This is a genomic window from Pseudodesulfovibrio indicus, from assembly GCF_001563225.1.
GTDB classification, from domain to species: domain Bacteria; phylum Desulfobacterota; class Desulfovibrionia; order Desulfovibrionales; family Desulfovibrionaceae; genus Pseudodesulfovibrio; species Pseudodesulfovibrio indicus.
Genome location: NZ_CP014206.1, coordinates 2,492,565 through 2,507,414 on the forward strand (window position 1 = coordinate 2,492,565; position 14,850 = coordinate 2,507,414).

Sequence of the window (14,850 nt, forward strand, 5' to 3'; positions counted from 1 at the left end):
AAAAGTGAAAATTTGTGGTTGACTTTTCCGGGTCCGACTTATAGTTATCTCTCCGTCGTGACGAACAAAGGCGCGACCGAGTGGGTCACTAGCTCAATTGGCAGAGCAGCGGACTCTTAATCCGGAGGTTCAAGGTTCGATTCCTTGGTGACCCACCACTCGAAAAACACACCCCGTCAGAAATGGCGGGGTTTTTCTTTTCCGGGAGGCGGCTGGTGCGTGCGGTCGGGGTCATCGGGGCCTCTTCGGGTTGCAGGTTGCGGACGATGCCACGGCGCGGACGGCGCGCACAGGGCGAAAGTCAAACTACATGGTAATGGTTCCCGGCACAACTTCAATGCACAGGTTCTTGCCTCGAAAGTGAACCGGCGGGGGGCGAAGTATCCGCTCCGCAACGCGCCGGCATCATGACCCCTGTATTTCTATCCCATGCCCGGTCCGGGCTTGCGATTATTATCCTGCTTCCTGGGACGGTCACGGGAACTCCTCCCTTCGCACGGGCCGCGGTCCTGGACGCCCCTGGAGAAGCGGCAGCGCCCCGATCAACGAAAAAACGGGGGCGGCCCTGATCAGGCCCGCCCCCGCCAGGGTTGCGTCGGGAAGGGGATCAGCGTCCGTTTTCGCGCATGGCCCGGACCAGGGACTGCGCGGCCTCTCTGGGAGAGGGCGCGGAGCAGATGGCCGAGACCACGGCGACGCCCGCCACGCCGGAGCGGGCGACCTCCGGGACGTTGTCCGGCTGGACCCCCCCGATGGCCACCAGGGGCAGGGCGGAGTAACGCACGGCGCGGGCAAGCCCCTCGGCCCCCCAGGGGGAACCGTGGACGTCCTTCTTGGTCTGCGTGGGGAAGGCCGGGCCGATGCCCAGGTAGTCCACGGGCTCGGACTGGGCGGCATCAAGCTCCGCCTCGGTTTCCACGGACAGCCCCACGATGGCGTCCGGCCCCATGAGGCGGCGGACGTCGGCGGGAGGCATGTCGGACTGGCCCACGTGCACGCCCTCGACCCCGGCGGCCAGGGCCACGTCCACGCGGTCGTTGATGATCAGCGGGATGTTCAGCGGCCTGAGCACGGTATGCAGACGGCGGGCGAGGGCCACGAATTCGCCGGTGTCCGCATGCTTCTCGCGCAGCTGGACCATGGTGCAGCCGCCGCCTGCGGCTTCGGCCACCACGTCTTCGAGGGAGCGGCCCAGGCAGAGGTCCCGGTCGGTGACCAGATAGACGAGCAGGTCCTGGGGCTGCATCATTCCACCACCTTGAGCCGGTCGAGGACGGTCGCCTCGTCCAGGAGATAGAGCGCGTCCAGCAGGTGCATCTGGAGCGAGCCGGGGCCGGGCGAGCGCTCGGCGGCCATCTCGCCCGCGATGTTCATGGCGGCGGCGGTGGAGACGGCGGCCTGGAAGAAGTCCTTGCGCACCGCGGCGAAGGCTCCGGCCAGGGCGGTGCAAGTGCAGCCCAGCCCGGTGACGCGGGGCATCATGGAGGAGCCGCCCGCCAGGCGGGCCTCACGGCTCCCGCCGACCACCAGGTCGGTCTCGCCGCTGACCAGCACCGCGCAGCCGTATGTATCGCTCAGCATCCGGGCCGCGTTCCCGGCCTCGTCCACGCCCATGGAGGTGTCCACGCCCTTGGCCTGGCCGTCCTCGCCCGCCACGGCCATGATCTCGGAGGCGTTGCCCCGGAGGATGGCGGGGCGGTATTGGGCCAGGAACTCGCGCGCCAGGTCGGTGCGCAGCTCGTTGACCCCGGCGGCCACCGGGTCCAGGACGATGGGCAGGCCCATTTCATTGGCCAGGGCCATGGCGACGTGCATGCCCTCCACGTAGTCCGGGGCCAGGGTGCCGAGATTGACCACCAGCGCCCCGGAAAGCCGGACCAGGCCGGGCAGGTCTTCGACCACGTGGCTCATGGCCGGGGACGCGCCCAGGGCGAGGAGCGCGTTGGCCGTGTTGTTGGTGACCACGTAGTTGGTGATGTTAACCACGAGCGGCGCTTTATCGCGCACCGCCCGGATGTCTTCCCATACGGCTCCGGCAAGGGTTTCGCGTGCGCTCATTTGAGGCGCTCCTCGACGCTCCTGACCTTGGAGGACATGCGACCGTCCTTGCCGCTGCGGGAATCAACGGCCAGGGTCAGGTAGACCCGGTCGCAGTCCGCTCGCATGGCGTCGTGGCATTGCCTGATGACGTCCAGAACCTCTTCGATCTCGCCCTCGATCACGGTGCCCATGGGGCCGAGTTGATGGTCCAGGCCGGACGCCTCGACGATGCGCAGGGACCGGGCCACGTAGGGGGCCAGCGACCCGTCGTCGGGCCGTTCCAGGGGAAAAAGGCTGAAGGTGGCTACACAGCTCATGTGTTCCTCCCGTATTCGGATTAAAGTGAACAAACCCGCCCGCAAGCAACGGGCGACCCCCATACGATCAACCCATTCCCAACCGACGTCAACTTCCCATTTCCCTTCCTCGCCATTCCATCCCGGCACGGACCCGAGCCAAGCGAGCGACAAAAGGTTCTGGAGGGGGAGACCAGAGGCATCTTCAAAAAAAGGCCGGGACATCCGTCCCGGCCTTTTAATGATTGAATCAGGCGACCTTACTTTTTGCAGTCGGGGTCGGCCATGTGCTTGAGGGTCTCGTAGCGGCGGTTGAAGTCCTGCTCGATCTTGGCCCGGTAGTCCTTGGAGAACTCGGGGTAGAACCGTTCCAGCATGGCGTAGCGGTTCTCGCCGGAGAGGAACTCCTGCAGGGTGCCGTCCGGGGCCTTGGATTCGAGGAGGAACGGGTTCTCACCGTTCTCGGCCAGCTGCGGGTTGTAGCGGTACAGCGGCCAGTAGCCGGAGTCCACGGCCAGCTTCTGTTCCATCTGGGTCTTGCCCATGCCCTTCTTGATGCCCTGGTTGATGCACGGGGCGTAGGCGATGATCAGGGACGGGCCGGGGTAGGCCTCGGCCTCCTTGACCGCCTTGAGGAACTGCTGCTTGTTGGCGCCCATGGCCACAGAGGCCACGTAGACGTAACCGTAGGTCATGGCCATGCGGCCGAGGTCCTTCTTGTTGGTGGTCTTTCCGGCCGCCGCGAACTTGGCGATGGAGCCGAGCGGAGTGGCCTTGGAGGACTGGCCGCCGGTGTTGGAATACACCTCGGTGTCCAGGACCAGGACGTTGACGTCCTTGCCGGAAGCCAGGACATGGTCCAGGCCGCCGTAGCCGATGTCGTAGGCCCAGCCGTCGCCGCCGAAGATCCAGATGGACTGCTTGGTGAACAGGTCGGCCATGTCCAGGATTTCCTTGAGCGCCTTCTTGCGCGTGCCCTTCAGGGCCTTTTTCAGGGCTTCGCCCGCAGCCTTGGACTCCTCGGGATCGTGCATCACCTTGGGCCACTTGTTGAGCTTGGTCTTGAGCGCGCCGGTCTCGGCCTTGGCGGCCTCCTTGCAGAGCTCGGCCAGGTGGTTCCGGCGCTGGTCGGTGGCCATCTCGATGCCGTAGCCGAACTCGGCGGCGTCTTCGAACAGGGAGTTGCCCCAGGCCGGGCCGTGGCCTTGTCCGTCCACGCAGTAGGGCGCGGTGGGCGCGGATGCGCCCCAGATGGAGGAGCAGCCGGTGGCGTTGGCGATGACCATGCGCTCACCGAAGAGCTGGGTGATGACCTTGACGTAGGGAGTCTCGCCGCAACCCGCGCAGGCCCCGGAGAATTCCATGAGGGACTTGCGGAACTGGGAGCCCTTGACCGTGTCGCGGCCGAAGGCGTCCTTGTAGGTGACGGTGTCGGAGAACTCGAAGTTGGGGACCTGCACCGGGGTCTGGGTGGCGATGGGCTTCATGACCAGCGCCTTTTCCTTGGCCGGGCAGATGTCGGCACAGTTGCCGCAGCCCAGGCAGTCCAGGGAGTTGACCTGGAGCCGGAAGTGCATTCCCTTGATGTCCTTGCCCACGGCGTCGATGGTCTCATAGGTGGCCGGGGCCTTTTTCATCTCCTCGTCGGTGGCCAGCACGGCGCGCAGGGCGGAGTGCGGGCAGACGAAGGAGCACTGGTTGCACTGAATGCAGTTTTCCTTGATCCACTCGGGGACCAGGATGGCCACGCCGCGCTTCTCGAACTTGGAGGTGGCCGACGGCATGGTCCCGTCGTGGGAGAAGGCGGAGACGGGCAGGGAGTCGCCCTTTTGGGCCAGCACCGGGCGCATGACGTTCTTGACGTAGTCGGGCTCGCGGCGGGCCGGAACCTTGTCGTCCTTGAGGGTCTTCCAGGACGCGGGCACCGGGATTTCCACGATGGCGGAGGTGGCGTTGTCGACGGCGGCGTTGTTCATGTTGACGATCTTGTCGCCCTTTTTGCCGTAGGCGGCCTTGATGCCGTCCTTGAGCAGGTCCACGGCCTTCTTGAACGGGATGACGTCGGCCAGCTTGAAGAAGGCGGTCTGCATGACCATGTTGATGCGTCCGCCGAGCCCGACCTCGCCCGCGATCTTGACCGCGTCCACGGTGTAGAACTTGAGGTTCTTCTGGGCGATGGTCCGGCGCATGGCGGCGGGCAGCTGCTTGTCCATCTCGTCGGCGGTCCAGGCACAGTTGAGCACGAAGGTGCCGCCGTCCTTGATCCCTTCAAGCACGTCGTACTGGGTCACGTAGCTCGGATTGTGGCAGGCCACGTAGTCCGCGTTCTGGACCAGGTAGGTGGACTGGATCGGTTTCTTGCCGAAGCGCAGGTGGGAGATGGTGATGCCGCCGGATTTCTTGGAATCGTAGGCGAAGTAGCCCTGGGCGTAGAGGTTGGTGTTGTCGCCGATGATCTTGATGGCCTGCTTGTTCGCGCCCACGGTGCCGTCGGAGCCCAGTCCCCAGAACTTGCACTGGACCGTGCCTTCGGGGGTGGTGTCCACGCAGTCGCAGTCGAACAGGGAGGACATGGTCACGTCGTCGGTGATGCCCACGGTGAAGCCGTGGCGCGGACGGGACAGGGAGTTGTAGACCGACTCGACCTGGGCCGGGGTGAAGTCCTTGGACCCCAGGCCGTAGCGGCCGCCGACGATGACCGGGGCGTCCTTCTTGCCCGCATAGGCGGCGCAGACGTCCATGTACAGGGGATCGCCCAGGGCGCCCGGCTCCTTGGTGCGGTCGAGCACGGCGATCTTCTTCACGGTCTTGGGCATCACGGAGAGCATGTGCTTGACCGAGAACGGGCGGAACAGGCGGACCTTGATCAGGCCGACCTTCTTGCCGTTCGCGTTCAGGTAGTTGACGGTCTCCTCGATGGTCTCGCAGCCGGAGCCCATGGCGATGATCACGCGGTCGGCCTTGGGATGGCCCACGTAGTCGAAGAGCTTGTAGCGGCGGCCGGTGATCTTGCCGACCTTTTTCATGGCCTCGGTGACCATGTCCGGGATGGCTTCATAATAGGTGTTGGTCGCCTCGCGGCCCTGGAAATAGATGTCCGGGTTCTGGGCGGTGCCGCGAATGTTCGGGTGCTCGGGGTTCATGGCCCGCTTGCGGAACTCGGCCACCTTGTCCATGTTCAGCAGCGGTTTCATGTCCTCGTAGTCGATGACCGCGATCTTTTGGATTTCGTGGGAGGTGCGGAAGCCGTCGAAGATGGAGATGAACGGGACGCTGGACTCCACGGCGGCCAGGTGGGCCACCAGGGAGAGGTCCATGACCTCCTGGACGGAATTGGAGAAGAGCATGGCGAAACCGGTCTGGCGGCAGGCCATGACGTCCTGGTGGTCGCCGAAGATGGACAGGGCGTGGGCGGCGATGGCCCGGGCCGAGACATGGAAGACGCCGGGGAGCAGCTCGCCGGAGATCTTGTACATGTTCGGGATCATCAGCAGGAGGCCCTGGGAGGCGGTGAAGGTGGTGGTCAGCGCGCCCCCGGCCAGGGAGCCGTGTACCGCGCCCGCCGCGCCCGCTTCGGACTGCATCTGGCGGATCTGGACCGTCTGGCCGAAAATGTTTTTGCGTCCATGGGCCGCCCATTCGTCGGCGATTTCGCCCATGGGGGTGGACGGAGTGATGGGATAGATGGCGGCCGTCTCGCTCATGGCATAGGCCACGTGAGCGGCGGCGGTGTTGCCGTCCATTGTTTTCATGGTCTTCTTGGGCATGTGCTTCTCCACGTTGTTTTATTTGGACCTGATATGGACCTTTACTCGGGTCTCGAAGTCCTGATTTCCCCATGCCGAGTGCGGCGGGGGGCGTCCGCCGGGAGCGGACGGTACTCTATTTTTCTCACCGTTTATCCTTTCGGGGTCAAGCCCTTTGCCCTCCGTTCCCCGATCATTCAGCGCCATTCACCGAAATTCTCCGCCCGCAGGAATCGGTGAACGGTTTTGTGAAGTAATTCACAGCATTGTTCTCCGGCGTCGGGAAGAGGGCAGGAAAAAGGCCCCGGGAGGGGCCTTTGTTTCCGATATTGTGCGGTTAAACGGTCTTGAAACCGGCGCGGCTCCAGGCGATGTAGCCGCCCGCCAGGCTGCGGACGTTCCAGTAACCGTGCTTCTGCAGGTAGGAGGCCGCGATGTTGGCCCGGTAGCCCGCCGCGCAGTAGAGCAGGTGGTTCTTGTCCTCGTCCAGGTCGAACTTGCCGTCCAGGATGTCGATGAGCGGGATGTGCCTGGCGCCGGGGATCTTGCCCCCTTCCCACTCGCCGGGGGTGCGCACGTCGATCAGGCTGATCTCCTTGCCTTCGTCCATGGCGTTTTGCAACGCCTGGGCCGAGTCGATGGCCAGGGAATCCACCGGGCGACCGCTGTACACCCAGGACTGGATGCCGCCGGACAGGTAGCCATGAATGTTGTCGTAGCCGATGCGGTGCAGCTCGGTGCGCATGCGCTCGTAGTCGTCGCGGGAGTCGACCACCAGCAGGATGTCGGCGTCCGGCTCCACGGTCATGCCCACCCAGTTGGCCAGGCTCGGCTCGAAGCCGATGTTCAGGGAACCGGGGATGTGGTAGCCCGCGAAGGCCGCCGCGTCGCGCACGTCGATGACCACCGCGCCGTCCTGCATCTTCTCCTCGAACCGGAACGGGTTCATGGCCAGGTCCAGTGGGCAGCGCTCCAGGAGCGGCGCGCCGCCCGCGTTGGTGGCGATGATGTGGGTGAAGGACTTGGGCCGGGCCGGGAAGTTCTGGCTCATGGCCAGGTGGAACTTCTCGAAGCTGTCGAAGCCGAGCATGGGGTTGTGCCGCCGCTCGAACCCGAGGGTGGAGCTGGGCTTGGAGGACATGCCGCGCCCGCACAGGGAGCCCGCGCCGTGGGCCGGGAAGACCTCAAGGCTGTCGGGGAACTTGGCGAACTTGACGTACAGGGTGTTCCAGAGGTTCTGGACCTGCTCGTTGAGCTTGGCCCCGCCCACCAGGTCGGGCCGCCCGATGTCGTTCACGAACAGCACGTCGCCGGTCAGGAGCATCCACGGCTCATCCCCGCGCGTGGTGTCGGTGACCAGCAGGGACAGGGCGTCCGGGGTGTGGCCGGGGGTGTGCAGGACCTCCAGCTTGGCGTTGCCCACCTCCAGCACCCGGCCCTCCTTGAGGGGGGTGAAGTCGTAGCTCACCGGCGAGGTCTCGTAGACCATGATGTCGCAACCGGTCTGGGATTTCAGTTCCTGCGCCCCGGACACGTGGTCCGCGTGGACGTGGGTGTCTATGACGTGGACGATCTTCATGCCCTCGTCGCGGGAGATGTCCAGGTAGTCCTGCACGTCGCGCTTGGGATCAACCACGACCATCTCGCCGGCGGCGGGGCAGCCGATGACGTAGGAGAAGCAACCGAGTCCGGGTGTAGTTATCTGCTTGAAATACATAGACGCTCCTTGTGGTGTTCTCTTCTTGCTAGAGGCAGGATAAGCACAAAAGGAGGACGATGCAACATATGAGCAGTTATTTCAGTTCGTCCGCCTTCTCCTGGAAACGCACGGCCAGGTCGTCGAGGATGTCGGCCGCGGCGGCGAAGGTCTTGAGCTTTTCCTCGGGCTGGTCCAGCACCCGCCGGTAGGCCCACTGGGAGAGGTAGAAGACCTCGCTCCCGCCGCAGGACTGGCAGACCTGGCGGAGCTGGCTGACGATCTCGGCCCGGGTCCGCTCGCGGAGCAGGATCGCCTGCTTGAGCCGGTCGCTGGCCTCGGCGGTGTTCTTCTCCTCGGCAATGGCCTGCTGCAGCTGGCCGTTGGCGCGCTCCACGGCCTTGGCCGCGCGGCGGTATTTTCCCGCCGCCTCGATGATCGACGGGTCGTCGGCAAAGGCCCGGAAGAGGTCCGCCGTGCGCTCGATGCGCCGTGCGTTGAGGCGCAGCATGACCGCGATCTCCTCGTTGGTCAGGGTGCGCAGCTCCTTTTCGTTGCCGACCACGTATTCGCGCTCGGTGGAGGCGGCGGTGTCCACCAGGTGAACCAGGAAGGCCGGGGCGTACAGCTCGTACAGGGTCTTGAGCATGCCCGGGGTGAAGGCATAGTCGTAGATTGCCTTGCGGGATGCGCGGATGTCGTCGCCGGACACCGCAAAGCCCTCAAGCTCGCGGCCGTAGTACTTGTTCAGGGCCACGGCCGAGGCCAGGGAATCGGGCTTGCCGTTGGCCCCGCGCGGCTGGAACCGCTGCAACAGGAAGTCGGACAGGGACTCCACGAAGGTGAACCTGACCATCCTGTCCTCGGTGATCTCGATGGTCTCGGTGTCCTGCTCCGGGGCCGGCGGCGGGGGCGGCGGGGTGACGTCCTCGGGCTGGGCCGTTGCCGGGGCGTAGTCCGGCTTGGCTTCCTGTCCCTTGTCCACCCAGTCCGGGGCCTTGGCCGGCTCCTCGGCGGGCTGGGTGATCTCGGAGCGGACTTCCTGGGACTGGTCGTCGCCTCGGTTGAGCATCAGGAATGCACCGGCGGCGAGCACCACGGCGCTGGCTATCAGGATGAGGGCGGTCCTCTTCTCTTTCATGATCGTTTCTCCCGGTGAAATAGGGGGTTATCCTTCCTGTTTCCAGGCGTATTCGTTGTCCTTGTCGGCGGAGGCGCAAGTCAGTTCGATGTCGCGCAGCCGCGCCCAGTAGGTGGTTCCCTTGACGGCCTGGTCGCACATCTGGCGGACGTGCGAGTAGTATTCGAGCTGGGATACCATCCTGTCCAGCTCCAGGCTACCTTGGGCGCCCGCTTTGAGCAATGCATCTTTCAACTCATGATACTGATCGTCAAGTTCGTGCATCAGCTTGCCCAAGGAGGGGAACTCCGGGGCGCAGGGCGTGTGGGCCACGTCGAGGATGGTGCGCACGTCGCGCCGGAACTGCCGGGCGGACTCCCCGGACATGCCGGGCAGGTTGTGGTCCGTGTCCGCGTGCTGCTGATGGACTTCGGCGATGATGTTCAGGGTTTTGCGGTAGTATTGGACCACGCGCAGGGCGGCTGGCATCTGGACCGCCGCCGGATCGGCCAGGTCGGATCGCTGGAGCTTGACGCAATAGGCGCGGATGGCCGCGACCAGGGTTTCGATGGCCATCCTGTCCTTGAGGAAATCCGGATGGCGGAAGCGGGAGGCCAGGGCCTTCCGGCAGGTGTCCCGGACCATTTCGCCCAGCCTGCCCAGCTCCATGAACAGCGCGTCCATGGCCAGGGACGGGGTGGCCAGCAGGTTGTTGTCCAGGTACCGGGGCTTGCCCATCTCGGCCAGTTCGCGTCCTATGTGCCGGTCGAGGAAGGCGGTCAGCCGGTGGGTGAAGGGCAGGAACAGGAGCACGCCCAGGATGTTGAAGACGGTGTGGAACAGGGCCAGGGTGGTGGCCGTGTCGTAGTCCGGGCTCAGGGAGGCGAGGAGGTTCACGCCCTTGAGCAGCAGGGGGATGGTCAGCAGGGCGACCAGCCCGGTGCCGAGGTTGAAGATGATGTGCGCCGCGGCCACCTTCTTGGCGTTGTAGGTGGCCCCGATGACCGAGAACAGGGCCGTGGAGGTGGTGCCGATGTTGGTCCCGATGGTCGCGGCGGCCGCGCTCTCCAGGGTGACGATGCCGGACATGGCGGCGGTCAGGACCAGGGCCATGGCCGCGCTGGAGCTCTGCATGAGCAGGGTCAGGATCGCGCCCACGGCCACGAACAGCAGCACGCCCGGCACGCCTCCGATGTTGTAGGCCGCCAGGTCCACGACCCGGTCCAATCCCTGGAAGGTGGACTGGAGCGTCTCGATGCCCAGGAAGAAGATGCCGAAGCCGGTCAGGGCGTCGCCCAGGTGCTTGCGCCGGGTCTCGCCGCCGGTCAGCCGGAGGATGGCGCCCAGCCCGACCATGGGCAGGGCCAGGGCCTTGACGTTCACGCTCACGCCCACGGCGGCCACGATCCAGCTGGTCACCGTGGTCCCGATGTTGGAGCCGAAGATGACGCCCACGGACTGGGGCAGGGTCATCAGCCCCGCGTTGACGAAGCCGATGACGGCCACGGTGATGGCGCTGGAGGACTGCACCAGGGCGGTGATCATGAACCCCGAGAACAATCCCCTGAGCGGGGTCCGGGTCCATTTGCCCAGGATGGTGCGCAGGGCGTTGCCCGCCGCGTTGCGCAGCCCCTTGGTCATCAGGCGCATGCCGAGAAGGAAAAGGCCCAGGCCTCCGAACAGCCCGGCGATGAGGAAAAAGGTGGTCACGGTCGGTTGTCTCCTGGCAACATATGGATATTGCACTCATAGTTGCCAGGAGGGACAAAGTAAACAGGTTTCGGAAAGTGGCCGCCCGGCCCGAGCCTCCCGAAGGCGGGCCGGGCCGGGCGGCCGGGGATGGGTGCCTGTTTATTGGTTCAGGGCCGCCTTCATGAACGGCACGTACTTCATGTCCGTTCCCTGGATGTGGTTCACCAGCCAATCCTTGAGGAAGTAGAAGAGGTCGCGGCTCATTGCGGTTTGGCCTGTTTCGAATTTATCAATGAAGTCGAATGCCTGTCGCATGAGGTCGTCGTGGACGGCCAGGTGTTCCTCGATCTCCGGATACCCGTACCGTTCGAACAGGTCTTTTTCCTGGTTGAAGTGGAAGGTGGTGTAGCTCCTGAGGTCGCTCAGGATGGGGCCGAGCACGCCTTTGCCCTTGCCTTGCTGCATGGCGCTGTTCAGGAGATTGATGATCCTGATCAGCTCCTTGTGCTGGTCGTCGATGAGCTTGATGCCCGTGGCGATGGCGTCGCTCCAGACTATGAGCGGCTTGGACTTGCTCAGGTCGATGTCCACGGGTTCCGTGTTGCGCGGCAAAGGAACTGCGCGTGGTTTGGGTGCGGCCGGTTTCGGGGCTGCGGATACCGGTAGTTCCGGTTCGGGCAGCTGTTGCGGCGCGGCCTTTATGACCTTGGTGGACGGTTTGCAGACCGAACCGCTGCCGCCGGTATTGAAGAAGGTAAGCTCCTGGCGGAGGCTGGCCGCCTCTTCCGAAAGCTGTTCAATGGTCCCGGAGAGTTCGCGGGCCATGCTCGCCGTTTGCTGGATGCCGTGGTCCAGGTCGCGCACGGCGGTGCCGACCATCTCGGTTTCGCGGTGCTGTTCCGAGCTGGCCGCGTTGATCTCCTCGATCATGCCCGCGGTCTTCTCGATGTCCGGGACCAGCATCTGGAGCAGCTCCCCGGCCTTGTTGGAGATGTCGAGCGTGTTGGCGGACAGCTCGCTGATCTCCTTGGCCGCCATGCCGCTTCGTTCCGCCAGCTTGCGCACCTCGGACGCCACCACGGCGAATCCCTTGCCGTGCTCGCCCGCCCGCGCGGCCTCGATGGCGGCGTTCAGGGCCAGGAGGTTGGTCTGCCGGGCGATCTCCTCGATGACCGTGATCTTGCCCGCGATGGTGGTGATGGCCTCCAGGGCGGTGCTCACGGAATGCCCGCTCTGACGGGCGTCCTCGGCGGCCTTGATGGCCAGGTGGTGGGTCTCCATGGAGTTCCTGGCGGTGTCGGCGATCTTGGTGCGCATGGATTCCATGAGCCCGGAGATGTCGCTCACCGATCCGGCCTGCCGGGTGGCGCCCTCGGCCAGGGTGGCGGCCATGTCGTTCATGTCCTCGCTCCGTTCGGCCATGTTCTCGGTGGACGCCTTGGCCTGGCTGACCACATCCTTGAGCTTGTCCTCCATGGTGGTCAGGGTTCTGGCCACGATGCCGATCTCGTCGTTCTGGTCGTTGAAGCACACCTGGGTCAGGTCGCCCTGGCAGATGCTGTCCATGGCCTCGCTGAAATTGGACAGGGGAATGACGATCTTTCGCTGGATGGCCAGGAAGCTGATAAGCGTGGTCAGGAGCATGATGCCGATGCCGATGAGCTGGGAGATGAGCAGCCCGTCGACCCGCGCCTCGGATTCCTCCTGCATCATGGTCACGGCCTCGTTCATGTTGACCAGCACGGCCAGATTCTTCTTGTTGAAGTCGGGCTCCAGCTCCTGGCGTTCGAGGATGGCGTTCACCGAGGCGGTGTATTCATCCCACAGCTGCTCGACCTTGAGCAACTGCTCGCGGACCGCGTCCGAGGGCATGGGCAGTTCCTTGGCGGGGCCGTCCGGGTCGGCGGTGACCGGGGCCGAACCGGAGTTGGTCAGGGCGTCTAGGGTCTGTTTGAAGAGCCTGGAGGTGGACTGGACCTGCCCCTTCACTGCGGCCACGTCCCGACCGGCCTGGGCCCCGTCAAGAAAGAGCAGCGCCTCCTTGGCCACTTTCTGGCTGAGCATGCGCTGGCGGCCCGCAAGGTTGATCACCAATCCGTCGAACTCCTGCGCGGAGGTGATCACCAGCGTGGCCACGAACATGGCCATGCCGATGCACAAAAGCAATCCGATCGAGGAGTACAGTTTTAGCCGAAGACTCATCAAAACCTCCCGGATGAACAGTGGTGCTTCCGTTCGATATCGAACAGGCTGTTTGACGTATAGAAGAAGACGTTAACACGAACGGAGCATTTCGGAAGATTATAATTTTTGGAACGAGGGAAATGACACGGCGGGGAAGGGGGCGCAGGACAACGAAAAAGCCCTTGCGATTTCTCGCAAGGGCTTGATTCTCTTTGGCTCCCCAGCACGGACTTGAACCGCGAACCTAGTGATTAACAGTCACCCGCTCTGCCGATTGAGCTACTGGGGAACATTTTTCCGTCGAAGCGAGAGAGTGTTTAAACAAATCGTTTCGGGGGGTCAAGCAAAAAAAGTGGACTTTGTCATGAAAAAGCAAATAAGGTTTCTCCGGGGGCTAAAGAGTCCATTTTCTTGACGGGAAGAGCTATTTGGCTTACGGAATCAACGTCTCTCGCATTTTTCTAGACTTAGAGAGGCACAGGGAAAAACAAATTGGGACAAGACACTAAAAATACGCAAAAAATCAAGCTTGCTACCAAGTCGCCGCATGCGGCCCGGTTCATGCCCATGCTCGAGGCCCTCCAGGCCAAGGACGAACTCAACTCCGTCATCAAGACACGCGTCGAAAAGGCGTGCCTGCTCCTGGACAACGAAATCGACCTGTACCCCAACACCTTTAGGCGGGATACGGAAATCAAAACCATCTGGGACCAGTACGACGGGACCGACGGCGAAGCCCTGGAAAAAATCGACCTGGAATTGACCATTGCCGGGCGCGTGGTCTCCTACCGCTCCTTCGGCAAGGTCACCTTCTTCCATATCCAGGATCGCAGCGGCTCCATCCAGGTTTACGCCGCCCGCGACGAGCTCGGCACCGAAGAATACCAGCTCTTCAAGAAGACCGACATCGGCGACATCGTCGGCGTCAGCGGTTCCCTGTTCCGGACCAAGACCGGCGAGCTGACCCTCAAGACCAAACATTTTCAGCTGGTCACCAAGTCCATGCGTCCGCTTCCCGAGAAGTACCACGGGCTGAAGGACGTCGAGACCCGTTACCGCCAGCGGTACGTGGACCTCATCGTCACCCCCGGACCAAGGAGATCTTCGAGGCCCGCACCGCGATCATCCGCGAGCTGCGGAACATCCTCGACGAGAAGGGGTTCATGGAGGTGGAGACGCCGATGATGCAGGCCATCCCCGGCGGCGCCACGGCCAAGCCCTTCGAGACCCACCACAACGCCCTGGACATGAAGCTCTACATGCGCATTGCGCCGGAGCTGTATCTCAAGCGCCTCCTGGTGGGCGGGTTCGAGAAGGTCTACGAGATCAACCGCAACTTCCGCAACGAGGGCATCTCCGTCCGGCACAACCCCGAGTTCACCATGCTCGAGTTCTACTGGGCCTACGCCACCTTCGAGGACCTCATGGACCTCACCGAGGAGATGGTCTCGCGCATCGCCGAGAAGGTCACCGGTTCCGCCGTGGTTCCGTACCAGGGCGAGATGATCGACCTGTCCGTCGGCGCCTGGACCCGCATGCCCTTCCACGAGTCCCTGGAGAAGATCGGCGGAGTCTCCGCCGATGTCTACATGGACTATGACAAGTGTGCGGCCATGGTTCGGGAGAAGGGCGAGAAGGTCATCAAGGACGAGAAGCTCGGCAAGCTGCAGGCCAAGCTCTTCGACCTGCTGGTCGAGCCCAAGCTGATCCAGCCTCACTTCATCTACCATTATCCCACGGATATCTCTCCGCTGTCCCGTCGCAACGACGACAACCCCGACATCACCGACCGCTTCGAGCTGTTCATGACCGGCCGCGAGATGGCCAACGCCTTCTCCGAACTGAACGATCCCGTGGACCAGCGGGGCCGATTCGAGGTTCAGGTCCAGGAGAAGGAGGCCGGCGACGAAGAGGCGCACTTCATGGATGAGGACTACGTCCGCGCACTGGAATACGGCATGCCCCCGGCAGCCGGACAGGGCATCGGCATCGACCGGCTGGTCATGCTGCTCACGGACTCCGCCTCCATCCGCGAGGTCATTCTCTTCCCGCTGCTCAGGCCGGAGGCCGGGTAGG

The 14,850-nt window shown here is 63.8% G+C and carries 8 protein-coding genes, 2 tRNA genes and 1 pseudogene; 2 read left to right on the forward strand and 9 right to left on the reverse strand.

Annotation, left to right across the window (positions count from 1 at the left end):
* The first annotated feature begins 82 nt into the window (after positions 1-82).
* A tRNA-Lys gene (locus AWY79_RS11155) sits at positions 83-158 on the forward strand.
* 449 nt (positions 159-607) lie between these two features.
* Here AWY79_RS11155 and thiE read toward each other — a convergent pair.
* From thiE to AWY79_RS11200, 9 genes are all read right to left on the reverse strand, one after another.
* Positions 608-1,246 carry a thiamine phosphate synthase gene (gene thiE, locus AWY79_RS11160; RefSeq protein WP_078063888.1) on the reverse strand — a complete coding sequence of 213 codons (639 nt, stop codon included), beginning with the start codon at positions 1,244-1,246 and terminating at the stop codon, positions 608-610.
* Positions 1,246-2,058 carry a hydroxyethylthiazole kinase gene (gene thiM, locus AWY79_RS11165; RefSeq protein ID WP_066803730.1) on the reverse strand — a complete coding sequence of 271 codons (813 nt, stop codon included), beginning with the start codon at positions 2,056-2,058 and terminating at the stop codon, positions 1,246-1,248. Before thiM ends, thiE begins: the two co-directional genes overlap by 1 nt.
* Entirely contained in the window at positions 2,055-2,357 is a 303-nt protein-coding gene (locus tag AWY79_RS11170; protein ID WP_066803733.1) for an MTH1187 family thiamine-binding protein, read from the reverse strand. Before AWY79_RS11170 ends, thiM begins: the two co-directional genes overlap by 4 nt.
* A gap of 239 nt (positions 2,358-2,596) precedes the next feature.
* Entirely contained in the window at positions 2,597-6,103 is a 3,507-nt protein-coding gene (gene nifJ, locus AWY79_RS11175; RefSeq protein ID WP_066803736.1) for a pyruvate:ferredoxin (flavodoxin) oxidoreductase, read from the reverse strand.
* 316 nt (positions 6,104-6,419) lie between these two features.
* Positions 6,420-7,799 (reverse strand): MBL fold metallo-hydrolase, encoded by a 1,380-nt coding sequence (locus AWY79_RS11180; protein ID WP_066803739.1) that lies wholly within the window; start codon positions 7,797-7,799, stop codon positions 6,420-6,422.
* 76 nt (positions 7,800-7,875) lie between these two features.
* Positions 7,876-8,919, reverse strand: a complete 1,044-nt coding sequence (locus AWY79_RS11185; protein WP_066803743.1) for a hypothetical protein — start codon at positions 8,917-8,919, stop codon at positions 7,876-7,878.
* A gap of 27 nt (positions 8,920-8,946) precedes the next feature.
* Positions 8,947-10,608 (reverse strand): Na/Pi cotransporter family protein, encoded by a 1,662-nt coding sequence (locus tag AWY79_RS11190; RefSeq protein ID WP_233490910.1) that lies wholly within the window; start codon positions 10,606-10,608, stop codon positions 8,947-8,949.
* Between the two features lie 141 nt (positions 10,609-10,749).
* Complete coding sequence (locus AWY79_RS11195) at positions 10,750-12,792, reverse strand: bacteriohemerythrin (protein ID WP_078063758.1); 2,043 nt, start codon at positions 12,790-12,792, stop codon at positions 10,750-10,752.
* A 195-nt stretch (positions 12,793-12,987) separates the two neighbouring features.
* Positions 12,988-13,063 (reverse strand) — tRNA-Asn (locus AWY79_RS11200).
* Between the two features lie 278 nt (positions 13,064-13,341).
* Between AWY79_RS11200 and lysS the strand changes: the two are divergent.
* Positions 13,342-14,849, forward strand: a pseudogene (gene lysS / locus AWY79_RS11205) (lysine--tRNA ligase).
* Position 14,850: the final 1 nt, after the last annotated feature.